Genomic DNA, 22,184 nt, shown 5'->3' with positions numbered 1-22,184 from the left:
CGCCGGACGGGCTCCATGTGGAGCCCGTCCGGCGATTGCTTAGGATTTCCGCATGTCATTCGGCCCGCCCCCGCCCGCGTACCCTCCGCAGCAGCCTCCGCCCCCGCAGGGCCCGGAATTCCTGGCCACCGACAAGGGCCGGGCCGTCGTCGTCGACGCGGTCGGGGTGTGCTTCGAGAACTTCGGCCAGACCGCCGAGTTCGGCTGGCACGAGGTCGGCAACGTCCACTTCACCGGCCAGGGCACCTGCCTGCGCGTGGGCGTGACGCACGCGAGCGGGGCGTTCGTCGAGTGCATGGTCGACGCCAAGCGACCGGAACAGCTCCAGCAGTGGTTCGCGGAGCTCGCCCCGGTCCTCGGCTTCTACCTCAACGGCCGTTCCCAATAGGGGAGTTCACCCCTTGCAGTACTGCTCCTCCTTGCCGATGGAGCGGTACATGCAGTCGGCGTTCTCCAGGAGTTGCAGCACCGCGTCCTTGTTGCGGCTGGTCTCCTTCTCGATCACCTCGTCGGGCGGGTAGAAGCCGCCCCCGCCGGCCGACGACGGGTACATCTCGAAGGTGTACGAGAAGATCTTCTGGTCCCCCCACAGCCAGTCGTCGATCGACCCGTCCGTGACGTACAGGTCGCTGGACTGCTGCGGCGTGTACCCGTTGGACTCGGCCATCGCCTCGCCGACCGCGGCGTGCGCGTCCCGGTCGTCCTGCGTGAGGCCCTCAGCGGTGTCGTCGGTGGTGTAGCCGTACGGCCAGAGCACCAGCTCGCTGTACGTGTGGAAGTCGATGGCCGCCTTGATCTGCTGCTTGCCGTCCACCACACGGCCGCGCACGAAGTCCGCGACGACCTTGGTCTCCGGCGCCGACTCGGCCTCGCTGCCGCGGTACGTCTCCGAGCCCGGCACGTCCGAAGAGCCGCCGCAGCAGCCCCACTTGTAGGCCCAGTTGCGGTTGAGGTCGGTGCCGGTGTCGCCGCCCTCGTTGGGCTGCCGGTTGAGGCGCCAGCTCTGGTACTCGCCGGTCTTGATGTCGTACTCGCCGCCGTCCGGGTTCACGTCCGGGACGATCCAGACCTCGCGCTCGTCGAGCATCTTCGTCACGCGCTCGTCGGAGCCGTAGCCGTCGCCGAAGGTCTTCAGCAGATACAGCGCCATCTCGACGGTCAGGTGCTCGCGCGCGTGCTGGTGGTGGGTGAACAGGACCTCGGGCTCGGCCTCGTCCTCGGCGACCTTGTCGCTCAGCTTGACCGCGATGATGTCCCGGCCCTCGTGGGACTTGCCGATGACCTTCTTGCTGATCAGGTCCGGGTGCGCGGCGATCTGCTTGTCTATCGCCTCGTTCATCTCGGCGTACGTGTGGTACTTCGCGTCCTCGGCCGGGAAGTCCTTCGGCTCGGCCGCCTTGCCGCCGAGGCGGGAGGGCGGTCCGGCCAGCGCCTTCAGCTTGTGGCCCTGGCCGCGCAGGAGTTCGGCCTGTTCGGCGGTGGCGGAGACGACCACGGAGTGGTCCCGCGCCTCGTCGACCGAGACCCCGGACGAGGCGATCTTCGTACGGTCGGCGGCCGTCGACGGGCCGTGGATCTCGTACTGCCTGATCCGCTGGTCGTCGGCCTTCGCGGCGGCCTCGGCCCGCGGCTTCGGATCGTCGCCGGACGGTGTGGCGTTGGCGGTCAGCGGTGCGGCTATCGCCACCGCCACGAGCGCCGCCAGGGCGGCACCGCGTTTGCTGCGTACGCGTATACGCATGAGCTCTCCTGAAATGTGGGGGGTGGAGCGTCTGTTGGAACCATTTGGGGGGTGGTGCTCAGCCGCTCATCGTGGGCCCCTGGCATGGACGGGTCAAGAGCAAGGGGTGGGAGTAAAGGGGCAGTCAAGACGGCCGTCGGTCAAACCCCTTGTGCGATCTGCGGGTTCACGCTTTGGTGACCACGATCACTGACGTACTCGTACTCGGGGACGAGCCCCGGACGACGGGGAGGCGGCATGGCGGACACGAACGGCAACATCAGAGGCGGGGCAGTGGAAGACGGTGCGCAGCCGCGCAAGTCCAGTTGGCGCTATATCGGCCCGGGCATCGTGGTCGCCGCGACCGGTGTCGGCGCGGGTGACCTGGTGGCCACGCTGATCGCGGGCAGCAAGTTCGGATACACGCTGATGTGGGCCGCCGTGATCGGCTGCCTCGTGAAGATCTCCCTGGCGGAGGCGGCGGGCCGCTGGCATCTCGCCACCGGCCGCACCCTCTTCGACGGCTGGCAGAGCCTGGGCAAGTGGACCACGGTCTACTTCGCGATCTACGTGGTCATCTGGGGCTTCGTCTACGGCGCCACGGCGATGTCGTCCTCCGCGCTGCCGCTCGTCGCGCTCTTCCCGGACGGGCCCGACCTCAAGGTGTGGGCCATCGGGATGGGCCTGGTCGGCCTCGTCTTCGTCTGGTTCAACAAGTACGCGGTCTTCGAGAAGGCCATGACGGTCCTGATCGGCGTCATGTTCGTGGTCGTCGTCTACGTCGCGATCCGCGTCACGCCGAACCTCGCCGAGGCCTTCGCGGGCCTGGTCCCGGTCCTGCCGGACGGCTCGCTGCTCTACACCCTCGGCCTGGTCGGCGGCGTCGGCGGCACGATCACGATGGCGGCGTACGGGTACTGGGTGAACGCCAAGGGCTGGACCAACCCCGGCTGGATGAAGGTGATGCGGCTCGACAACCGGGTCGCGTACGTCACGACCGGTGTCTTCGTCGTCGCGATGCTGATCGTCGGCGCGGAGCTGCTGCACACGACCGGTCTCGCGCTCACCCAGGGCGACAAGGGCCTGATCGACCTGGGCACGATCCTGGAGGAGCGGTACGGGGCCGCCACGGCCAAGCTGTTCCTGGTCGGCTTCTTCGCCACGTCGTTCTCGTCCCTGATCGGCGTGTGGCACGGCGTGAGCCTGATGTTCGCCGACTTCGTGGGCCGCTTGCGGGGCGAGGGGGCCGGCGAGGCCGGGGTGGCCGAGGTGGCGACGGGCGAGCGGGAGCGGTCCTGGGCGTTCCGCGGATATGTGCTGTGGCTGACGTTCCCGCCGATGGCCCTGCTCTGGCTGGACCAGCCGTTCGGCCTGGTGATCGTGTACGGCGTGCTCGGGGCGTTCTTCATGCCGTTCCTGGCGGCGACGCTGCTCTGGCTGCTCAACTCCTCGCGGACGCCGGGGGAGTGGCGGAACGGCTGGCTCAGCAATGTGATGCTGGCTGCGGCGGGGTTGCTGTTCATCGTCCTGTGCGTGCAGCAGATGCGGGAGCTGCCCTGGTAGTCCTGCCGGAGGGCCTCCTCGATCTCCGGAGGGGCTCACATTCGAGCCCCTCCGGCGAGGCTCGGCGCCCTACGGCAACGCGTGCACGTGCGGCCCGACCGTGCCCGACCACGAACTGCCCGCCGCCGCATCCCAGTTGGTCGACCACGTCATCGCACCCCGGATCCCCGGGTACGTCTTCGACGGCTTGAACGAACCGCAGTTCGTGCCCTTGGCGAGGCAGTCGAGGGCGGCGTTCACCACGGAGGGCTCGACGTACCCGCCGCCCGCGGCCTTCGGCGAGGCGGGGGTGCCGATGCCCACCTGCGACGGGTCGAGGCCGTTCTCCAGCTGGATGCAGGCGAGGCCCGTCAGGAAGTCGACGGTGCCCTGCGAGTAGACCTTGCCGTCGCAGCCCAGCATCGAACCGCTGTTGTAGTACTGCATGTTGACGACGGTCAGGATGTCCTTGATGTTCAGCGCCGTCTTGAAGTACTCGTTCTGCGGCGACTGCATGTCGATCGTCTGCGGCGCCATCGTGATGACGAGCCCCGGCGCCTTCTGCGCGAGCGACTTCAGGGCCTGCGACATGTATGTGGAGTTGAGCCCGTTCTCCAGGTCGATGTCGATGCCGTCGAAGCCGTACTCCTGCATCTCCGCGTAGACCGAGTCCGCGAACGCCGTCGCCGACGCCGCGTCGTTGACCGCGACCGTGCCCTTCTCGCCGCCGACGGACAGGATCACGGACTTGCCCGCGGCCTGCTTCGCCTTGATGTCGGCCTTGAAGGCGTCCACCGTGTACCCGCCGAGCCCGGCCGAGTCGAGGTTGAACTTCACCTGGCCCGGGGTGCCGGTGGCGTCCGCGAAGGCGACGGCGATGATGTCGTACTCGTCCTGGACATCGGCGAGTTTCTGCACGGTGGCGCCGTTGTTGAAGTTCTGCCAGTAGCCGGTCACCGCGTGCTTCGGGACCGCCTCGGCGCCGACCGAGACCTGGAACCCGGCCTCCTCGGCCGAACCGCCGCCGACCTGCGTGGCCGTGGCCGTACCGGCGAACGCGAGCGCGCCCGCGGCGACCGCCGCGACGCTCGCGCCGAGCACTCTGTTCCTGACTTTGTGCGTGGAGCGGTGCACTGCTGCCTCCTGTGGGGGGAGTCGGGGAAAGCAGGAGTGGTGCTGGGACGGTGGCCACCGCTGGTGCTGCGCCGTACAAACTGGTCTAGGCCAATGGTCTTGTCAAGACCTCTGGAGCACCTTCGAACGGGCTGAGGCCTTCGCGGGGTCCGGGTCTTGCGTGGGCTTCGGGTCCATCGCGAGGGCGGCTCGTGCTCCGGGCCGGTCCTGTCGCAGGACTTCGCCCAACGTCGCCGCGTACGCGTGCGGATCGGAGCGGGGATAGGCGTACGTGAGGACCGCGGGCGGGGCGCCGTCGAGCGGCAGGTAGAGGATGTCCGGGTCGGGGTGCTGCGCGGCCACCGAGACCGGCAGGACGCCGACTCCGCGCCGGGCCGCGACGGCGTGCAGGTACTCCTCGATGTTCGAGGTCTCCGCGCCGATCTCGGGAGCGGCGTCGGCCGGCCAGTCCTGCGGCGTGAGCGTGCCGCTGACGGTGTTGACGACGAGGCAGCGGCGCCCGAGGTCGCGCCAGCTGACGCGCTCGCGCACGGCCAGGGTGGAGCTCCGGGAGACCGCGGCGATCCGCGGCTCGCGCAGGATCTCGGTGGTGACGAGGCGCGGATCGGGGGCGGCGTCCCAGAGCAGGGCGGCGTCGACCTCGCCCCCGCGCAGCCCGGCGGTGCGGTCGTCGCGGCGCACCGTCTGGACGAGGACGAGGTGTCGCTCCTCCAGCGTGGCGAGGGCCTGGCGGCCGCGCTGCACGGGGAAGCCCCAGGCGTACCCGAGGCGCAGCGAGGCCCGCGGCTCGGTGGGCCGCAGCGCGGTCTCCAACTGGGGCAGCAGGACCTGGAGTTCGGCTTGGAGGCGGCGGCCCTCGGCGGTCAGGCGGGGGTGGCGGGTGCTGCGGTCCACCAGGTCCCGGCCGAGCACTCCCTCCAGGCGCTGAACGTGCCGGCTGAGCGTGGGCTGGGAGATGCCGAGGCGGTCAGCGGCCCAGGTGAAGTGCTGTTCCTCGGCAAGGGTGAGAAAGCAACGCAGATGACGCAGACCGATATCCATGGGCGGTAATGCTATGCCCTGCCCTCAAAACCCCGACGGGGGGAGTTGACGGCAGGGCCACCACATCCGCGACTGTCTTCCCAGGTCAGGGAGTTGAAGCGGCGGTCCGCCCCGCCCGCCGGGTGGTGCTCCGCACGACGGTCAGGTGCAGGACGAGCGCGAGCAGGGTGAGCGCGCCTGTGTAGTACGGCAGGGCGGACGGGCCGACGCCTAGGCCCAGGACGAGACCGCCGAGCGCGGACCCGATGCCGCTGCCGAGATAGACGGCGGAGCTGTTCAACGACACGGCGACCGGCGCCTGTTGCGGCTGGGCGGCGATCAACTGGTGCTGCTGCGGCACCTGTACGGCCCAGCCGGCCGCGCCCCAGACCACGAGCGGCACGATCGCCAGGACCGCGGAGGTCCGAGCGGCGGCGGGCAGCGCGAACTGGGCGGCCACGATCAGGACGAGGATCCAGGTGACGGCGGCGAACGGCCGACGGGTGCGGTCGACGACGGGGCCGATCAGCAGGCTGCCGATGATGCCGCCCGCGCCCCAGGCCCACATGGCCCAGACCGTCTGGGAGGTGTCGGCGGCGTCGGAGAGGAACTCGGCGAGGTACGTGTACAGGCCGAGGCTGGCGATGCCGCCGAGCAGCGAGACGACGACGATCCCGGCGATCCGGCCGCTCGCCAGGGCACGTACCCGTTGGCCGAGCGGAGGCGGCGGGCTGACCTCGATCTTCGGCAGGCGGGTGATGCCGAGCAGGGCGACCACGCCGAGGGCGGTGATCAGCCACAGCGTGCCGCGCCACCCGATGTGCGAGGCGAGGAGCATCCCGGCGGGGACGCCGATGACGGTGCCGATGCTCAGTCCGCCCATGACGGTGGCCAGGGCGCGGCCGCGCCGCTCCGGGGCGGTGAGGCCCGCCGCCGTGGCGGCGGCGATGGGGGAGTACACGCCCGCGCCGACGCCCGCGATCGCCCGCGAGATCAGCAGGACGGCAAGCGAGGGCGCGAGGGCGGTCAGTGCGTTGCCGACCGTGAACACCGTCAGGGCCACGGCGAGCACGGCCTTCGCGGACCGTTTGGCGAGGAGCGTGGCGAAGACCGGCCCGCCCAGCGCGTAGCAGACCGTGAACACGGTGACCATCTGCCCGGCGGACGACGCCGAGATGTGCAGGTCGTCCGAGACGAGCGGCAGCAGCCCGGCCATCACGTAGGCGTCCACGCCGAGGGCGAACGTGCCGAGGGCGAGAAGCGGAATGAACCTGCTGCGGCCGCCCTGTGCCTCGGGGGTGGTGGTGGGTGTCAACTGGTCGAGTTTTTCCGTCAGACGTTTTTCCGGCATTCCCCCGCCTTATGGCTCATACGCGCTGGTCAGTGCGCGTAGCGTGCAAACAGACACCGGGAATTACATAGACCCCCCACCCGCCCCGCAAGCCGCTCCTCCGCATCTCTGATGCAGTTTCCGTATGCGCCCAGGTCGCCGCGGTCGGCGCCGAGGATGAGACGTCCATCACGCGCACACGGGCCAATTCGGCTGCCGCGCGGGGAATTTCGGGTCTGACTCGCGGTAACTCCCGCCGCTGGTGAACCTCGCCCCCTCGCGCGCCCCGCACCTGACCGAGCCCTCACGATCGAGGGGCGATCCAGTGTTGAAGGCGCTGCTTGCTGGATATGGTGCAGACGCGGACGATGGCCGCATCTGCCGAAGTGAACGGGGTGTGGGGGTGTGGGGAAGTGCCGACCGCGATAGCCGTCACCAGTGCGGACCTCGTGCTGCCGCCGCCCGACCGGCAGACGCCGCCCGCCGCCGTGCTCCAACCACCCGGCCGCGACCACACCGTTGAGCACACGCTCGCCGAACTGCAGACCCTGCTCGACCAGCACGGGTATGTGATCGTCCTGTACCCCGCGTCGCTCCCCGACCGCACCGTGCACCGGCTGTACTCCGCGCGCGCCCTCCTGGAGTCCGACCGGATCGCGCTGCTCCGCCTGGACCTGCCGCCGCTCGGCCTCGCCACGCTCGCCCTGCAGCTGCGCCAGCTCGCGCTCTGCGACTTCAGCCCCGGCGTGCTCGCCTCCGCCGCCCGGCTCCTGTCGCACTACATCTACGCGGGCGCCCTCCTCGGCTCCGTCGCCAAGCTCGACCGGGTCCCCGTCAGCCTCACCTCGCACGCCAAGTCCTGGGTCCCCGGCTCCCAGTTCGCGGTGCTCGCCACCCCCGCGCCCCAGCTGGTCAAGGTCAGCGGAGGCAACGCCGCCGTCCAGGGGCCGACCCTGCTCCAGGGCCCCGGATTCGGTACGCAGCTCCTCATCGCCCGCGGCCAGCTGAACTCCGACTGGGTCACCGCCCGGCTCGCGCCCGCCTGGAAGGTGCAGGGCGTGGCCGAGGCGCCGCTGCCCGCCGAGTCGGGGCGCTGGTGGGCCACCGGCAAGCTCGTCGAGTTCGCCGCCGCCATCCCCGACATCACAATGCTCTACCAGCTGGTGTCGTCCGTGAAGCGCGAGGACTGCCACTGGTGCGGGCTCGACCTGATCGGCGACCGCTGCGGTTTCTGCACCGCACCGCTGCTGCCCCGCGAGCAGCGCGGTCGTCCGCACCCGGCGGCCGAAGGCCGTGAACTGGCCGCCGGGGACACGCGGGTGCTCGCCCCCGGGCCCGCCCGGGCGAGAAGGGCCATAGGCCCTTGAGTCCAGCCGCCGTTCCCTGAGCCGCCCGCCCCGCCCTCGTCCGCCCCGCCCTCGTCCGCCCCGTCCGTACCCGTTCTCGATCGAGGTAGTTCGCCCCATGAACTCTCGCCAGCGCCGCGGCGTCATACTCCTGCTCCTGTCGGTCCTGTGCGCCCTCGGCGCCTTCGCCGGCGTGTTCACGGTGATCCGCGACGTGAACTCCAAGGTGGGGCCCGAGGTCTCCGCGTACCGGCTGAAGAGCGACATAGCGCCCTACAAGCCGCTCAGCGCGGGCCAGTTCGAGAAGATCGAGATGCCCGAGCGGTGGCTGTCCGAGAACGCCGTCACCGACCTCGACGAGCTCCGCGGGAAGATCGCCGTCACCCAGCTCCGCAAGGGCTCGCTGCTGCAGAGCGACATGATCGTGGACCGGCCCGCCGTCGGGGAGGGCGAGCAGGAGATCGCCATCATGATCGACGCGGCCACCGGCGTCGCCGGGAAGATCACCCCCGGCTCGACCGTCAACATCTTCGCCACGTTCCAGGGCGAACAGCAGGGCCAGAAGGACCAGTCGAAGGTCATCGTCGAGAACGCCAAGGTCGTCGACGTCGGCAAGCTCACCGCCCTGGAGCCGCGGGACTCCGAGAACAGCGCCCGCACGCGCAGCTCCGAGACCGAGGCCGTGCCGATCACCTTCGCCCTGAACACCGCCGACGCCCAACGCGTCGCCTACGCCGAGTCGTTCGCCACCCACGTACGTCTCGCCCTGGTCGGCGGCGGAGCCGAGACCCCCGTGTCGGCCGACGACCGGAGCTACACCCTCGACGAGGACAAGTGAGGGCACCCGTGACCACCAGAATCCTCCCGGCCATCGGGGACGCGGACGCCGCGCGCTCCCTGACGTCCCTGATCGGCCAGCTCCCCGACGCGGAGCCCGCGCTGCCCGTCACCGACTCGACCGCGCTGCTCGACACCCTCGCGCAGCTCGCCGCCGAGTCGCTCGACGAGCTGCCGGAGGTCGTCCTGGTCCACGAGCGCATCGGCCCCGTACCCGCCCTCGACCTCATCCGGGAGGTCGCCCTCCGCTTCCCCGCCGTGGGCGTCGTCCTCATCACCAGCGACGCCAGCGCCGGGCTGTTCTCCGCCGCCATGGACGCGGGCGCCCGCGGCCTCGTCGGACTACCCCTCGGATACGAGGAGTTGGCGGCCCGCGTGCAGAGCGCCGCGTCCTGGTCGCACGGCGTACGGCGGCACCTCGCCGGGGGGCAGGAGGCGAGCGGCGGCCCCGGCGGCACCGTCGTCACGGTCACCGGAGCCAAGGGCGGCGTCGGCGCCACCCTCACCGCCGTCCAACTCGCCCTCGCCGCCCGCGCGTCCGGCCGCAGCGTCGCCCTGCTCGACCTGGACCTGCAGTCCGGGGACGTCGCCTCGTACCTGGATGTGCAGTTCCGGCGGTCCGTGGTCGACCTCGCCGGGATCGGGGAGATCGGCACCCGCGTGCTCCAGGACGCCGTGTTCAGCCACCCCACCGGACTCGGCCTGCTGCTCGCGCCCGCCGAGGGCGAACGCGGCGAGGAGGTCACCGACCGGGTCGCCCGCCAGGTGATCGGCGCCCTGCGGGGCAGGTACGAGGTCGTGATCGTCGACTGCGGCACCCAGATGAACGGCGCCAACGCCGCCGCCGTCGAGATGGCCGACCGCGCCCTGCTCGTCGTCACCCCCGACGTCGTCGCCGTACGGGCCGCGAAGCGCATGGTGCGGATGTGGGACCGGCTGCAGATCCGCAAGGCCGAGGAGACCCTCACCGTGGTCAACCGGAACGCGCGCCTCACTGAGATTCAGCCGCCCCTCGTCGAGCGCATCACCGGCACCCGCGTCGCCCGGACCGTCATCCCGTCCCAGTACAAGGAACTCCAGGCCGCCGTCGACGCGGGCCGGATGCAGGACCTCGACGGCCGCAGCACCGTACGACAGGCCCTGTGGGGCCTCGCCGCCGAACTCGGCCTGCTCGCGGGCGCGTCCGAGCCCGGCCCGTCCTCCGGCCGCAAGGCGCTGACCCGCTTCCAGGGCGACCGCGGCGCGCTCGGCCCGTTCCGCCGCCGGACCGCCGACGACAGCCGCTCCTCCAACGGCACCCGCTCCTCCGACGGCAGCCGGACCTCCGACGGCAGCCGGTCCTCCGACGGCAGCCGGTCCTCCGACGGCAGCCGGTCCTCCGACGGCAGCCGGTGCTTCGACGACAAGGGCGCCGCCACCCTGGAGTTCGCGGGCCTCGCCCCGCTGATCCTCGCCGTCGTCGCGATCCTCTGGCAGTGCGTCCTCTTCGGCTACACCTGGTCCCTCGCCGGGAACGCCGCGGACGAGGGCGCCCGCGCCGGAGCCGTCGCGGCCGTACGCGGGGACGACCCGGCGAGCGCCTGCGCCGAGGCCGCCCGAGCCCACCTGCCGAGCGCCTGGGAGGGCGGCTTCACCCCGTCCTGCGGCTCGGCGGGCGGCGTCTACCAGGCCCATGTCGAGGTCGACGTCCCGCTGTTCCTCCCCGGCTTCGACGCCGGCTGGCACGTGAGCGGGGACGCGGGGGCGGCGCAGGAGGGAGCGGAGTGAGAACCCTCCCAGCGATACGAGGGCGGCTCCCGTCGGCCGTACGGGAACGGGCCCGCGACGACCGCGGCTCGATCCTCCTCGAATTCACCGGCTTCCTGCCCACCCTGCTGCTCGTCGGCCTCGCGGTGATCCAACTCGGCCTGGTCGGCTACTCGTTCCAGCAGGCCGGATCCGGCGCACGGGCCGCCGCGCGCGCCGAGTCCCTGGAGCCCGGCGCCGGGCAGAGCGCCGCGGATGCCGCGATGAGCGCCTGGTACGAGCCGCAGGTCGCCGTGGGCGGAGCCGAGCTCGTGACCGCCGAGGTGACCGTGGACATCCCGACCCTGATCCCGTTCGTCGACCTGGGCTGGACCGCGACCCGCACCGTGACCATGCCCGCCGACGAGGACTGAACGAGGACTGAGCCGCCGTGAGCGAGGACTGAGCAGCAGTGAGCGAGGACTGAACAGTGAGCGAGGACTGAGCAGCAGTGAGCGAGGAGCGAGAGGAGTGAGTACGCGATGAGCCTGAGGTCCCGTATGGCCCCGCCCGAGGAGGTCGGGCCCGGCCACGAGGACGACCACATCGTCGCCGCGTACCGGTCGAAGCTCCTGGAGGAGATCGACCTCGCCGAGATGTCGGGCCTCGCCGCCGCCGAGCGCCGCGCCCGCCTGGAGCGCGTACTCGGCCACATCATCAGCCGCGAGGGCCCGGTCCTGTCGACCGTGCAGCGCTCCCAGCTGATCCGCCGGGTCGTCGACGAGGCGCTCGGGCTCGGCGTGCTCGAACCGCTCCTGGAGGACGCCTCGATCACCGAGATCATGGTCAACGGCCCCGACGCGATCTTCGTCGAGCGCTCCGGCCGGGTCGAGCAACTCCCGCTCCGCTTCGCCTCGCAGGAGCAGCTGATGCAGACCATCGAGCGGATCGTCTCCACCGTGAACCGCCGCGTGGACGAGTCCACGCCGATGGTCGACGCCCGCCTGCCCTCCGGCGAGCGCGTCAACGTGATCATCCCGCCGCTCAGCCTGACCGGCCCCACCCTGACGATCCGCCGCTTCCCCCGCGCGTACAAGCTCAGCGAGCTGATCGACCTCGGCACCCTCGACCAGCAGATGCTGATGCTGCTGAGCAGTTTCGTACGGGCCCGCTTCAACGTGATCGTCGCGGGCGGCACGGGCACCGGCAAGACCACGCTCCTCAACGCCCTCTCGGCGCTGATCCCCGAGCACGAACGCATCATCACCATCGAGGACTCGGCGGAACTCAGGCTCCAGCAGGCCCACGTCATCAGCCTCGAATCCCGCCCGCCGAACGTCGAGGGCAAGGGCCAGATCACCATCCGCGACCTGGTCCGCAACAGCCTGCGCATGCGGCCCGACCGGATCATCGTCGGCGAGGTCCGCGGCGGCGAGACCCTCGACATGCTCCAGGCCATGTCCACCGGACACGACGGCTCCCTCGCCACCGTGCACGCCAACTCCGCCGCGGACGCCCTGATGCGGCTGCAGACCCTCGGCTCGATGTCCAACGTGGACGTGCCGTTCGATGCGCTGCGCGACCAGATCAACTCGGCGGTCGACGTGGTCGCCCAGCTGACCCGCTTCGCCGACGGCTCCCGCAAGATCACCGAGATCTCGCTGCTCGTCTCGTACGGTCGCGAGCCCTTCAGGACCGTGCCGGTGGCCCGCTTCTCCCCGGCCCCGATCGGCTCCGACCGGATCGTCCGCGGCGCCTTCGAGCACCTGCCCCTGCCCCGCCGCGTCGCCGACCGCCTCTACCTCGCGGCCGAGCCGATCCCGCCCTCGTACGGGGTGATCGACGGCGTCGACGTACTCAACTCCGGGGAGGGAAGCGGCATATGAGCAGCCTCACGCTCCTCGTCCTCGGCGCCACCCTGCTGTGCGGAGTGCTCGCCGTCGCGGGAGTCCACGCGTACGCCTCCGGAAAGGCGCAGCGGCAGGCGCTCGTCGACCGGCTCACCGACGACGGGCCGCTGCCGCTCGGCCGGCAGCGGCGCTTCACCACCGTCGACCGGCGGCTGCGCGGCACCCGAGTGGGCCGCCGCATCCAACAGAGACTGTCGGCCACCGGACTCGACGTCACGCCCGGCGAGTTCTTCGTCTACCTCCTGGCCGGAGCGATCGCGCTCTGGCTGATCGCGGGCGCGCTCCTGGCCCCGTTCTTCGGCCCGATCGCCGCGGTGGCGGCCGTGGCCGGGGCCAACGCGTTCCTCAACTGGCAGCACCAGAAGCGCATCGAGGCCTTCATCAACCAGCTTCCCGACCTGGCCCGGCTGCTCGCCAACGGCACCTCGGCGGGCCTGGCCCTGCGCACCTCGCTCGCCATGGCCGCGGAGGAGCTGGAGGCCCCGGCGGGCGAGGAGCTGACGGTCGTCTCCAACCAGCTGGCGGTGGGCCGCTCCATCGACGACGCGCTCGGCGAGCTGGCGGAGCGGCTGCCCTCCCGCGAACTCAGCGTCCTCGTGACCACCCTGATCCTCTCCAACAAGGCGGGCGGCACCATCGTCGACAGCCTGCGCAACCTCACCCAGACCCTGGAGGAGCGCAAGGAGACCCGGCGCGAGGTCCGCACGATGCTCTCCGAGGTCAACGCCACCGCGTTCACCATCCCGTGCCTCGGCATCGGCGCCATGCTGATGCTGAACGCCATGAACGACGGCGCCCTCGCCAAGGTGACCGGATCGCCGCTCGGGCAGATCCTGATCCTGGTCTCCCTGGGCCTGTACGCGGCCGGGTTCGTCGTCATCCGCCGCCTCGGCAAGATCGAAGTGTGAGGGCTGAGTAGACGTGTGGGCACTCCTGTTGGCCGGCCTGTTCGCCCTGTCCGTCCTGGGCGTCTTCCTCGGCGTACGCATGTACCGCTCGGAGACGAAACTCCCCGACGACCTGGCGCTCGCCCTCGAGGTCGGCTCGTCCCGGGTCTCGGTCGCGGACTCGGCGGTGGACCGCCTGGGCATGCGGTTCGCGCCCGCCGTGCTCCGCCTCATGGGCCCCAAGCGGGTCGACACCAAGCGCCGCAAGATCGACCAGGCGGGCAACCCGAACGGCCTGACGGTCGACCGGTACGCGGCCCGCCGCGCCGTCTACGGGATCTTCGGCGCGGTCTGCGCGTTCTCGCTCTTCGTGAACGGGGTGCCGCTCCTCGGCTTCTGCGCGCTCGCCTTCGGCCTGTTCGCCGCGGACGCCCTGATCTGGCAGGCGGTCCGTGACCGCAAGGACCAGATCGAACGCATACTTCCGGACTTTCTCGACGTACTCGCCGTCGTCGTCTCCGCAGGCCTCGGCTTCCGCCAGGCCCTGGAACGGGTCGCGGACCGGTACGAAGGGCCCTGGGCGGACGAACTCTCCATCACGCTCCGCCAGATGGACATGGGCGTCTCCCGCCGCCAGGCCTTCGAGGAACTGCGCAGACGCAACACCAGCGAACAGGTCAGCCAGTTCGTCACGGCCCTCCAGCAGGGCGAGGAACTCGGCGCCCCGATCGCCGAGACGCTGATCCAGATCGCGGCCGACATGCGCCGCACCGACGCCCAGAACGCCCGCCGCCGCGCGGCCAAAACCGTACCCAAGACGACGTTGGTCACCCTGATCTTCATGGTCCCGGCGACGCTGATCCTGATTGTTTGCGGAATGTTCCTCGGCTCGGACACCGACTTCGGCACGATCCTGGGAGGCTGAGCGTGTCTCGAATCGGCATCAACTCCGGGGACCCACTTCGCGGTTGCAACGTGTTGTGCGACAGTCTTGCCGAGCGTCGTCTCTGCGAGGCGGATCCGGGGGAGGGGGCCGCGATGAAGCCAACGGCACACACCCGTGACCGGAGTTGGCCCAAGGGCCCCTCTGGAAAACGCCGGTTTTCGGCGTACGTTTCTCCTGTACGGGCGAAGTGGGCCCGAGGGGCCGGAGGGGAAAGCCATGTCGAGGATCCGCACCTGGAAGAGCGCGGTCATCGCGCGGATGCGCGGCAGGACGTCCGACGCGGGGGCGGGGTTCGTCGAGTATGCGGGGCTGTTGATTCTGATCGCGGCGATTGTTACTGCGGTTATGGGGTTGGGGTTGGACGAGACGATCTCTTCGGCGATCGACGACGCCGTCGCCTCCATCACCGGCGACTGACACACGCCCACCTCGGCGATGATCGCGGCTCGGCCATTCCGCTGTACGTATGGCTGGTCGGGATGCTGCTTTTCGTTGCGTTCCTGTTCTTCGTCTTCGCCAAAGGGGCGGTGGCACGCAACGGAGCACAATCCGCTGCTGATGCGGCGGCACTCGCTGCTGCCCAGGAAGTGCGGGACGAGCTGACGGACCGGTTTCTGGACGGTCTCGAATCCGGAGACTGGGAGGATTGGCTGAGCGGCGAGGAGTTCCTCGGTGATGGCCGGGCGGCGGCCATCGACCTGGCGGCGGCGAACAACGCGACAGTCACGAGCCTCAACACCGGATCTCTGAACGGATTCCCCTCCTTCGAGGCCCGAGTGGAGACCAATTACACCGTCGGCGACTCTCTGATTCCCGGTACGGAAAACATCCGCGCCAAGGCCGGAGCGACAGCGGTGATCGAACCCCGCTGCACCATCGACGTGGATGTCGAGCCGTCGAAGGAAGTGAAGTTCCGTTGTGACGGCAGCGGGGACTGGGAGATTGACCCGAAGGACCCGGGGGATGTCGAACTCCCCGAGGCCAAGGACCTGTTCGCTGTCCACCTGGCCGACTGATGTCTACGAAGGAGTCTCGATGAAGGCCCGAAGGGCTCTGACCGCAGCAGCACTCACGACCGGCCTGGTCCTCACCATGGCTGGTTGCGGCGATGACGAGGCTGACGGCAAGAAGAGGTCGAGCAGCGAGTCGACGTCGTCGTCCAAGGGCCAGGGGAACGAGGAGACGGACGAACCGAGTGAGCCGGTGCAGGACGAAGTCCTCGCCGAAGTCACCGGTGGCGAGGGCATCACCCTCACGTTCAACTCCGCAGTACGGGACCAGGGCGGGTTCCTGACCGTGAGCGGCAAGGTGAAGAACGGCAGCTCGGGGCGATGGATCGCCAACGCCTGGCGCGGTGAGGAGCAAGAGCTGCAGCGCAACGCGGCCTCCATGGCAGGCGCCACTCTGGTCGACAAGGCTGGCAAGAAGCGCTACCTGATCCTCCGCGACACCGAAGGCCGCTGTCTCTGCACAGCCTTCACCCCCTTCAAGTCCGGTGAGGAGAAGAGCTGGTACGCCCAATTCCCCGCCCCACCCGAATCCACCACCGACATCACATTCCAGATCGCGGACATGCCCCCCGCCGACATCCAGATCACCGAGGGCGAGTGACCGCCCATGTCCTCCCATCGCCGCACCCTCGCGACCCTGACCACGCTGGCCGTCGTAGCCCTGGCCGGCCCCGCGTACGCCGACGAGGAACCCAGCGTCCCGCCGGGCTCCGTGACCAGTGAGCCGCCGCCGGAGGTGGACCCGGCCGCGCCGGGGCTGAAGCTCGCCGACGGGGCGAAGCTCGCGCCCGCCAAGGTGCTTGACATCAAGTCCGTCGTCGAGGACATGGGCGGCACCGAGCGCCGCGAGGACACGAACTCGGACGTGAAGTTCGCGCTGCAGGCGGAGGTGCTGTTCCCGAAGGACAGCGCGAAGCTCAACCCCGAGGCGGACGCGCGGATCCGGGCGATCGCCGAGGAGATCAAGACGCAGGACTCGACGAAGGTCCGCGTCTTCGGCTTCACGGACGACCTGGGTTCGTACGCGCACGGCAAGAAGCTCTCCAAGGAGCGCGCGGACGCCGTGCACGACCAGCTCGCCAAGGACCTGGGCCCGGAGATCACCTTCGAGGTCCGCGGCTACAGCGAGGACTACCCGATCGCGTCCAACTCCTCGGAGGAGGGCCGCAAGAAGAACCGCCGGGTGGAGGTGTCCTTCCCGCGCGGGGAGGGCGGTTAGGCGGCGAAGTGGTCGAACTCGCCCGCCCGTACGCCGAGGGTGAAGGTGTGCCACTTGTCCCGGGTGGTCGTGACGACGGTGTCCGGGGTGTGCAGCCGTATCTGGTCGGCGGGGCCGTGAGCGATGCCGATGCCGGGGCTTTGGCCGTCGCCCTTCAGGTGGGTGAGGAGGGAGGCGAAGGCTCTGGGCGTGGTGGTGAGTACGGCTCCGGTGGGATCGTCGCTCTCGGTCAGGAGAACCGATCCTGCCGTTGTCGAAGCGACGTGTACGCAGGATTCGCCCTCGCCGCAGTAGGACGACTTCTGCCAGTTCGTGACGGTCATAGCTGACTCACTACCTCTCAGCGCGTCTGGATCAAGTGATGGATGAGCCCCCGGGACTCCATCTCGGTCAGCGAGATCGAGGCCAGGCGGTCAAGGATCGTGCGGTACTTGGCGAGTTGGGCCTCGGCGTCGAGAAGTGCGATCCCATGTGACTGGTCGAGCTGGACGGTGTCCAGCTGGGGTACGGGGCCGCCCACGTAGTAGATGGGTTGACCAGAGCCTGGGTAGCCACCTGCATCGAACGGGATCACCAGGATCGAGATGTTGGGGTACTCGCCCATCTTGAGCAGGTGCTTGAGCTGCCCGCGTGCCACATCCCGACCGCCGAAGCGCATGTGCAGGGCCGCCTCGTGGATGACCGCCTGGTACGGGGGACAGTCCTGCTGGAAGAGGACGGCCTGCCGCTTGATGCGGAACGACGTGCGGTGCTCCACCTCAGGAGGCGAGAGTTCCGGGACCACCTGGAGGAACACCTCGCGGGCGTGATCCCGCGTCTGGAGGAGACCCGGGATGCCTGAGGTGTGCGCCGTACGCAGCGACTGCCCGTGGTGCTCCAGCTCCGACAGGTTGAGGAGTCCGGCGGGGAGGATGTCCCGGTACTCCTCCCACCAGCCGCGTAGGCGGTCGCTCGTCATGTTGGTGAGCGCGTTGACCAGCGCCTTGTCGTCGCACTCGTACTGACAGGCCAGTTTCCGAATGCGTTCGGCGCTGACTCCGAGTCGGCCTGCCTCGATGTTGCTGACCTGGTTCTGCTTGATGCCGAGGATCTGAGCGGCTTCTGTGGAGGTCAGTCCGGCGCGCTCACGCATTCTGCGCAGTTCGCTGCCCAGCCGTAGCTGTCGGCCCGTCGGGTTGCTCCGCAGCGGCATCGTGCTCCTTGTCACCCACACGAGTGGAAGGGTTAGGGATTTGTCGAACTCCGGGTCATAGCTTAAGCGGTCCCGCTACCTTCGTAGGTGGTTGCCGACCTGGAAGTGCACCCCGCGACGGCGGGGCAGGCCACCAGTGGCACATCCAACTCCCTTACCTGAGCGGAGACTTCCGATGGAAACCGTAACCCCACCCTGGGCCTACACCCTCCAACTCCCACGTGATCCCCGCGCCCCAGGCGTAGCCCGTACGACCCTCCGTGCCGTCCTCGACTCACACGGTATGGCCGAACTGGCCGACAGCGCCGAGCTGTTGGCCAGCGAGATGGTCACCAACGCCTACCTGCACTCCCTGGGCACGTACACCCTGCGCCTGCGCGAGATGACCCCCGGTCGGCTGCGGGTCAGCGTCTGGGACACCAACCCCGAGATCCCCGCCCCCTTCCGCGACCAGCGCATCCCCGTAGCCGTCCCCGACACGGACGAGACCGGCAGGGGCCTCTTCCTCGTCGGGACGTGCGCCGAGCGGTGGGGCGCGTACGAGCTCGGGGACGGTATGGGCGGCGGGGCGGGGAAGTTGCTGTGGGCCGAGTGCGGGAGGCCGACGTGAGCGACACGGCAGAAGTACGCTCGACGTGCTCCAGGTCGAGGGTCCGGCCCTGGGGCGTCCGCTGGTCGATCGGGTTGCTGGATCGAACCTCCCCAACCTGAAGGAGTTACGTCCGGGCTCCAAGGGCAGCACCGAGGTGCGCCTGCTCTTCGCCTTCGATCCCGCACGCAACGCCGTGGTGCTCGTCGGAGGTGACAAATCCGGGAATTGGAGCGGCTGGTACCGGACGGCCATCAAGGAAGCCGAAGCTGCCTATCAGGCGTATCTGGAGGAGGAATCGTGAGCACTCTCAAGCCGAAGAAGGCTGAATCGGCGGACTGGAGCGAACTCAGGGGCGAGCTCGACTTCACTCCGGACGAGCAGGTGAGCGTTGAGAAGCAGGCGGCGGACATGCTCGCCGAGGTACGCGCCCACCGGCTGGCCGAAGTCCGCAAGCGGCAGCACATGACCCAGGCCGCCTTGGCCGAGGTGCTCGGTGTCACCCAGGGGCGGGTCTCGCAGATCGAGAAGGGGGCGGTCACTCGGACCGAGGTCGAGACCCTCGCCGCCTATGTGGCCGCCCTCGGCGGACGCCTCACGATCGTCGCCGACTTCGGGGACGAGTCGCTGGTCCTCGGCTGAGGGCGAGGTGCCACGGTCGCCGTTCGGGCTCCGACCAGGCCCCGGCACGGCTGCGACGGCCGTCACCGGTTGTGCTTCTGCCCCCGCCGCACCGCCGCCTCCGACCGCTCGCGGTCGATCTCCGCGCGCTGCTGGGCGAGGTAGCCGCGGGCCGCCTCCATCTGGCGCTCGCGCTCCTCGCGGGGGATCGCCTCGTACGCGCGGCGGCCCTCGGCCAGCTTCTCGCCGAGCGCGTCGGCGTACGCGCCCACACGCATCGCCTCGCGCAGCCCGACCCGGCCGGAGAGGACCTCGCGGGCCATCTCCTGGAGGGCGGGGCCGGCCTTGTCGCTGTCGGCGAGGCGCTGCAGCGTCTTGCGCAGGGCGCGGGCGCGGGCCTCGTCGCCGCCGGTCATCGAGGTGAGGTCGGCGTCGCCGATCTGGCGGTCCTGGCGGTCTTCGGCCATGGTGTTCAGCTCCAACTGTCCGCGCTGGTGCGCGAGTTCAGGCGATCGCCTTGTTCGGGTGGTCGTACGCCGAGCCGGGCGTGGGGAAGTTCTTGAAGGAGTTGCCGAGGTCGTTGGCGAGGTTCTCGACCGCGCTCGCGGTGAGCTGGGCGAGCTGCTGGGCCTGCGTGATGGCCTCGGTGGCGGTGCTCCACTGGCGCAGGATGTTGGCGATCTCCAGGGCGGCGAGGCCGCAGCCGACGACGGCGCCGACGCCCGTCCAGGACAGGGCCGTGCCGGCCGCGATCTCCAGGCCGACGATAAGGAGACCGTCGATGATCCCGGACAGGATGCCCTTCACGCCCTCGGCGCTGAGGTACGCGGAGTGCGCCATGTGCTGGTAGGCCTCCTGGAGCTGGTCCAGGGTGGCCTTCTGCTCGCCGAGCTTCTTCGCGAGCTCCTCGAAGTAGACGTACGCGGCGTCGGCGGCGTTGCCGTTCCAGGTGCCGTCGAGCGCGGTGTTGCCGGACTTCACGTTGGCGCTGACGGCGTCGCAGGCCTTGCCGACGTTCGTCCACACCTCGCCGCACCTGAGGAAGGTCTCCCAGTCGCCGCTGTACCAGTCGATGACCTCTTCGAGCGGGTTGAATCCGAAGACGAGGTTGATGGCCTCGGTGACGTACCACGTGGGGCTCATCAGGTCGCCGAGATCATTGAAGATGTCGACCAGAACGCCTTGGGAGAACTCTTCGGGGCTCTCGTTCGGGGCGGTCAGATGGCTCGAAGGCTCTGAGACATCGCTGAATCCGGACATGCGAGTCGAACTCCTGGGAAATTATGGTGCAGTGCGGGGCGGCGCCTCGAACTACCGCTTGCTTTCTGGGTACTTGGCGTCGAGGTCGGACGCGTTTCCCCGGTCGGTCTCGTCGTAGTAACGGGAGACCGCGGTGAGTTCGGTCTGGCAGGCGCGCAGGATCGACTCGGTCTTGGTGAGCGCCTCGCCCAGCTGGGTGACCAGGCTGTCGTGGGAGTTGGCGAGGTTGCTGATCAGGCCGTTGTCGTACCAGCCGACCTCGGTGTGGGAGTTGACGTACTTCTTCGCGGCCTGCACGTCGTCCGCGGCGCGGCCGATCTGGGTCGAGTAGCTGCCGATGTCGTCAGGCTTGACCTTGAAATCCGTCACGTCGCCTCGCTCGCCCTTCTCGCAAGTGATTACTGCCCCGCGCGTGATTACTGCGTGCATTCTTGATCTTGAATGCATTTCCCCGGCCTTTGTTGATCACGTGAAATCACGTAGCCTGCCGAGCATGCTGATGAACGATATGGGCGACAACTCGCGGGCACAAGTTTGGGATCGCATTTGGAATCGAATGGCGATGCTTGCGGGCGGCATCGGGGGATTGCTGGCTTTTGCCGGAATTGCGATGCTCTTTTCGCCGGGCGGTTCGACCGGGTCGCGCCTCGCCGGACTGGCGCCCGTGGTCGTCGGCGCTCTCGCGATCCTCGCGGCGGTACGGGCGCACCGTGCGCGCAGCCGGAAGCTGATGGCCCTGGCGTTCGTCTGCGTCCTGGGCGGCGGCGCGCTCACGGGGATCCTTCAGGGCCTCACGGCGTGAGCGGTGACGACGTGACCCGGTGACGGCATGACTCGGCTACGGCGCGGCGGTGCGGGTCGGCTTCGTCCTTCGAGGCGGGACGGGGCGGACGTCGGCCGCCTAGAGTAGTCGGAGGAGGAGACCATGACCGCAGAATTGCCCGACTGGATGTATCCCCCCCGCCCGAGCGGATGGGAAGCGGACGACCTCGACCACCTTCCCCAGGCGCCCCGGCACACTGAACTCATCGACGGAGCGTTGATCTTCATGATGTCCCCGCAGCGGTCCTGGCACGCCCGCCTCGTGGAGAACCTGACCTTCGCCCTGCGCCAGGCCGCTCCCGACGGCTTCGATACGGCGCGGGAGATGACCATCCGCCTGGACAAGAAGAGCCGACCCGAACCCGACGTCCTGGTCGCCGCCGCGGCTTACGAACCGGACCGGACGAGCTACCTCCCGGAGGAGGTCGCACTCGTGGTGGAGGTCGTCTCCGAGGAGTCCGCCGACCGCGACCGCAACACCAAGCCGTTCAAGTACGCCCAGGCCGGGATCCCGCACTTCTGGCGCGTGGAGGACGAGGACGGCGAGCCGGCCGTGCACGTCTACGAGCTCGACCAGGTCACGCACTCCTACGTCCCGACGGGCATCCACCGAGGCCGACTCAAGACGACAGTGCCGTTCGTGATGGACATCGACCTGGGGAGCCTCACACCCTGAGCCCCGCAGCCCCCGACTGCCGGTCCTACAGCACCTCCGTCCGCGTCCGCCGATAAGTCGACCTCCGGTCCTCGATCCGCGCCCCCTGGTCCCCGTACACCGTCCCCACGACCTGCGGCTCGCTCAGGAACGCGTGCGGGAAGCCGAGGGGGATCTCGCTCGCCTCGTCTGGGCGGCTTACCGCGGACGCGTCGAGGTGTGTCGATGAAGTTGCCGCCCGCGTCGGTGTACGCGCGGAAGATCTCCGCGCTGGTGCCCTTGTCGGCACCGAAGCCGGGATCACCGCCGAACGTCATGGCACCCAGGCTGAGTTCACTGACCCGCAGACCGGTCCTGCCGAACAGGGTGTAACGCACCGTGGTTCCTCTCGTCCGTGATGACCCGCTGACCCCTACGGA

The 22,184-nt window shown here is 69.5% G+C and carries 27 protein-coding genes and 1 pseudogene; 18 read left to right on the top strand and 10 right to left on the bottom strand.

All coding sequences use genetic code 11. From position 1 onward, the window contains the following. Positions 1 to 52 precede the first annotated feature (52 nt). Positions 53 to 388: a hypothetical protein gene (locus RCO28_RS08065; protein ID WP_308940272.1), complete on the top strand. Its 336-nt coding sequence runs from the start codon at positions 53 to 55 to the stop codon at positions 386 to 388. A 6-nt stretch (positions 389 to 394) separates the two neighbouring features. Here RCO28_RS08065 and RCO28_RS08060 read toward each other — a convergent pair whose 3' ends face one another. After that, the gene (locus RCO28_RS08060; RefSeq protein ID WP_308940271.1) at positions 395 to 1,741 is read right to left on the bottom strand and encodes a M14 family metallopeptidase; all 1,347 of its coding nucleotides are present in this window, start codon (positions 1,739 to 1,741) and stop codon (positions 395 to 397) included. Positions 1,742 to 1,978: 237 nt separating this feature from the next. On the opposite strand from RCO28_RS08060, the gene RCO28_RS08055 reads away from it, so the two are divergent. Further along, complete coding sequence (locus RCO28_RS08055) at positions 1,979 to 3,283, top strand: Nramp family divalent metal transporter (RefSeq protein ID WP_308940270.1); 1,305 nt, start codon at positions 1,979 to 1,981, stop codon at positions 3,281 to 3,283. A 69-nt stretch (positions 3,284 to 3,352) separates the two neighbouring features. On the opposite strand, the gene RCO28_RS08050 is transcribed toward RCO28_RS08055, so the two are convergent. The 3 genes from RCO28_RS08050 to RCO28_RS08040 all read right to left on the bottom strand — a co-directional run bounded on the left by RCO28_RS08050 (position 3,353) and on the right by RCO28_RS08040 (position 6,767). Beyond that, on the bottom strand, positions 3,353 to 4,363 hold the full coding sequence (locus RCO28_RS08050; RefSeq protein ID WP_374991117.1) for a chitinase: 1,011 nt from the start codon (positions 4,361 to 4,363) through the stop codon (positions 3,353 to 3,355). A gap of 135 nt (positions 4,364 to 4,498) precedes the next feature. Then, positions 4,499 to 5,437 carry a LysR family transcriptional regulator gene (locus RCO28_RS08045; protein ID WP_308940268.1) on the bottom strand — a complete coding sequence of 313 codons (939 nt, stop codon included), beginning with the start codon at positions 5,435 to 5,437 and terminating at the stop codon, positions 4,499 to 4,501. Between the two features lie 85 nt (positions 5,438 to 5,522). After that, positions 5,523 to 6,767 carry an MFS transporter gene (locus tag RCO28_RS08040; protein WP_308940267.1) on the bottom strand — a complete coding sequence of 415 codons (1,245 nt, stop codon included), beginning with the start codon at positions 6,765 to 6,767 and terminating at the stop codon, positions 5,523 to 5,525. Positions 6,768 to 7,159: 392 nt separating this feature from the next. Here RCO28_RS08040 and RCO28_RS08035 point away from each other — a divergent pair, with 392 nt between their 5' ends. The 11 genes from RCO28_RS08035 to RCO28_RS07985 all read left to right on the top strand — a co-directional run bounded on the left by RCO28_RS08035 (position 7,160) and on the right by RCO28_RS07985 (position 16,626). Continuing rightward, on the top strand, positions 7,160 to 8,113 hold the full coding sequence (locus tag RCO28_RS08035; protein ID WP_308940266.1) for a hypothetical protein: 954 nt from the start codon (positions 7,160 to 7,162) through the stop codon (positions 8,111 to 8,113). Between the two features lie 97 nt (positions 8,114 to 8,210). Next, entirely contained in the window at positions 8,211 to 8,930 is a 720-nt protein-coding gene (gene cpaB, locus RCO28_RS08030; RefSeq protein ID WP_308940265.1) for a Flp pilus assembly protein CpaB, read from the top strand. Positions 8,931 to 8,938: 8 nt separating this feature from the next. Continuing rightward, positions 8,939 to 10,696, top strand: a complete 1,758-nt coding sequence (locus tag RCO28_RS08025; protein ID WP_308940264.1) for an AAA family ATPase — start codon at positions 8,939 to 8,941, stop codon at positions 10,694 to 10,696. Further along, positions 10,693 to 11,088: a TadE/TadG family type IV pilus assembly protein gene (locus tag RCO28_RS08020; RefSeq protein WP_308940263.1), complete on the top strand. Its 396-nt coding sequence runs from the start codon at positions 10,693 to 10,695 to the stop codon at positions 11,086 to 11,088. Before RCO28_RS08025 ends, RCO28_RS08020 begins: the two co-directional genes overlap by 4 nt. Positions 11,089 to 11,196: 108 nt before the next feature. Beyond that, entirely contained in the window at positions 11,197 to 12,540 is a 1,344-nt protein-coding gene (locus tag RCO28_RS08015) for a CpaF family protein (protein WP_308940262.1), read from the top strand. Next, entirely contained in the window at positions 12,537 to 13,472 is a 936-nt protein-coding gene (locus RCO28_RS08010) for a type II secretion system F family protein (protein ID WP_308940261.1), read from the top strand. The genes RCO28_RS08015 and RCO28_RS08010 overlap by 4 nt, the downstream gene beginning before the upstream one ends. Positions 13,473 to 13,485: 13 nt before the next feature. After that, on the top strand, positions 13,486 to 14,376 hold the full coding sequence (locus RCO28_RS08005) for a DUF5936 domain-containing protein (protein ID WP_308940260.1): 891 nt from the start codon (positions 13,486 to 13,488) through the stop codon (positions 14,374 to 14,376). A gap of 237 nt (positions 14,377 to 14,613) precedes the next feature. Further along, positions 14,614 to 14,814: a hypothetical protein gene (locus RCO28_RS08000; RefSeq protein WP_308940316.1), complete on the top strand. Its 201-nt coding sequence runs from the start codon at positions 14,614 to 14,616 to the stop codon at positions 14,812 to 14,814. Next, positions 14,811 to 15,413, top strand: a complete 603-nt coding sequence (locus RCO28_RS07995) for a pilus assembly protein TadG-related protein (RefSeq protein ID WP_308940315.1) — start codon at positions 14,811 to 14,813, stop codon at positions 15,411 to 15,413. Before RCO28_RS08000 ends, RCO28_RS07995 begins: the two co-directional genes overlap by 4 nt. Positions 15,414 to 15,432: 19 nt before the next feature. Further along, on the top strand, positions 15,433 to 16,008 hold the full coding sequence (locus RCO28_RS07990; RefSeq protein ID WP_308940259.1) for a hypothetical protein: 576 nt from the start codon (positions 15,433 to 15,435) through the stop codon (positions 16,006 to 16,008). Positions 16,009 to 16,014: 6 nt separating this feature from the next. Further along, positions 16,015 to 16,626 (top strand): OmpA family protein, encoded by a 612-nt coding sequence (locus RCO28_RS07985; RefSeq protein ID WP_308940258.1) that lies wholly within the window; start codon positions 16,015 to 16,017, stop codon positions 16,624 to 16,626. Here RCO28_RS07985 and RCO28_RS07980 read toward each other — a convergent pair. Then, positions 16,623 to 16,949 carry a DUF397 domain-containing protein gene (locus tag RCO28_RS07980; protein WP_308940257.1) on the bottom strand — a complete coding sequence of 109 codons (327 nt, stop codon included), beginning with the start codon at positions 16,947 to 16,949 and terminating at the stop codon, positions 16,623 to 16,625. The two genes, RCO28_RS07985 and RCO28_RS07980, sit on opposite strands and share 4 nt — an antisense overlap. Before the next feature lie 17 nt (positions 16,950 to 16,966). Further along, positions 16,967 to 17,818: a helix-turn-helix transcriptional regulator gene (locus RCO28_RS07975; RefSeq protein ID WP_308940256.1), complete on the bottom strand. Its 852-nt coding sequence runs from the start codon at positions 17,816 to 17,818 to the stop codon at positions 16,967 to 16,969. Positions 17,819 to 17,993: 175 nt separating this feature from the next. Between RCO28_RS07975 and RCO28_RS07970 the strand changes: the two genes are divergently transcribed. The 3 genes from RCO28_RS07970 to RCO28_RS07960 are packed head-to-tail and all read left to right on the top strand — an operon-like array spanning position 17,994 to position 19,049. Then, positions 17,994 to 18,428 carry an ATP-binding protein gene (locus tag RCO28_RS07970; RefSeq protein WP_308940255.1) on the top strand — a complete coding sequence of 145 codons (435 nt, stop codon included), beginning with the start codon at positions 17,994 to 17,996 and terminating at the stop codon, positions 18,426 to 18,428. A 25-nt stretch (positions 18,429 to 18,453) separates the two neighbouring features. Then, positions 18,454 to 18,711 carry a type II toxin-antitoxin system RelE/ParE family toxin gene (locus RCO28_RS07965; RefSeq protein ID WP_374991111.1) on the top strand — a complete coding sequence of 86 codons (258 nt, stop codon included), beginning with the start codon at positions 18,454 to 18,456 and terminating at the stop codon, positions 18,709 to 18,711. Beyond that, the gene (locus RCO28_RS07960; protein WP_308940254.1) at positions 18,708 to 19,049 is read left to right on the top strand and encodes a helix-turn-helix domain-containing protein; all 342 of its coding nucleotides are present in this window, start codon (positions 18,708 to 18,710) and stop codon (positions 19,047 to 19,049) included. The genes RCO28_RS07965 and RCO28_RS07960 overlap by 4 nt, the downstream gene beginning before the upstream one ends. A 62-nt stretch (positions 19,050 to 19,111) precedes the next feature. Here the strand turns inward: RCO28_RS07960 and RCO28_RS07955 are convergent, their stop codons facing one another. From RCO28_RS07955 to RCO28_RS07945, 3 genes are read right to left on the bottom strand one after another with little or no spacing between them, the layout of a single operon-like run. Then, positions 19,112 to 19,495 (bottom strand): hypothetical protein, encoded by a 384-nt coding sequence (locus tag RCO28_RS07955; RefSeq protein ID WP_308940253.1) that lies wholly within the window; start codon positions 19,493 to 19,495, stop codon positions 19,112 to 19,114. 37 nt (positions 19,496 to 19,532) lie between these two features. Next, positions 19,533 to 20,288 (bottom strand): hypothetical protein, encoded by a 756-nt coding sequence (locus tag RCO28_RS07950; RefSeq protein ID WP_308940252.1) that lies wholly within the window; start codon positions 20,286 to 20,288, stop codon positions 19,533 to 19,535. Between the two features lie 51 nt (positions 20,289 to 20,339). Further along, positions 20,340 to 20,657 carry a type VII secretion target gene (locus RCO28_RS07945; protein ID WP_308940251.1) on the bottom strand — a complete coding sequence of 106 codons (318 nt, stop codon included), beginning with the start codon at positions 20,655 to 20,657 and terminating at the stop codon, positions 20,340 to 20,342. A 124-nt stretch (positions 20,658 to 20,781) separates the two neighbouring features. On the opposite strand from RCO28_RS07945, the gene RCO28_RS07940 reads away from it, so the two are divergent. Then, positions 20,782 to 21,090 (top strand): hypothetical protein, encoded by a 309-nt coding sequence (locus RCO28_RS07940; RefSeq protein ID WP_308940250.1) that lies wholly within the window; start codon positions 20,782 to 20,784, stop codon positions 21,088 to 21,090. A 123-nt stretch (positions 21,091 to 21,213) separates the two neighbouring features. Further along, positions 21,214 to 21,786: a Uma2 family endonuclease gene (locus RCO28_RS07935; protein ID WP_308940249.1), complete on the top strand. Its 573-nt coding sequence runs from the start codon at positions 21,214 to 21,216 to the stop codon at positions 21,784 to 21,786. Positions 21,787 to 21,983: 197 nt separating this feature from the next. On the opposite strand, the pseudogene RCO28_RS07930 reads toward RCO28_RS07935, so the two are convergent. Then, positions 21,984 to 22,142, bottom strand: a pseudogene (locus tag RCO28_RS07930) (aldo/keto reductase); the annotation flags it as partial. Between the last annotated feature and the right edge of the window lie 42 nt (positions 22,143 to 22,184).

This window comes from Streptomyces sp. LHD-70 (assembly GCF_031157275.1).
Taxonomy (GTDB): domain Bacteria; phylum Actinomycetota; class Actinomycetes; order Streptomycetales; family Streptomycetaceae; genus Streptomyces.
The sequence above is the reverse complement of the archived record's forward strand: the minus strand, read 5'-3'. Positions and strand labels throughout refer to the sequence as shown.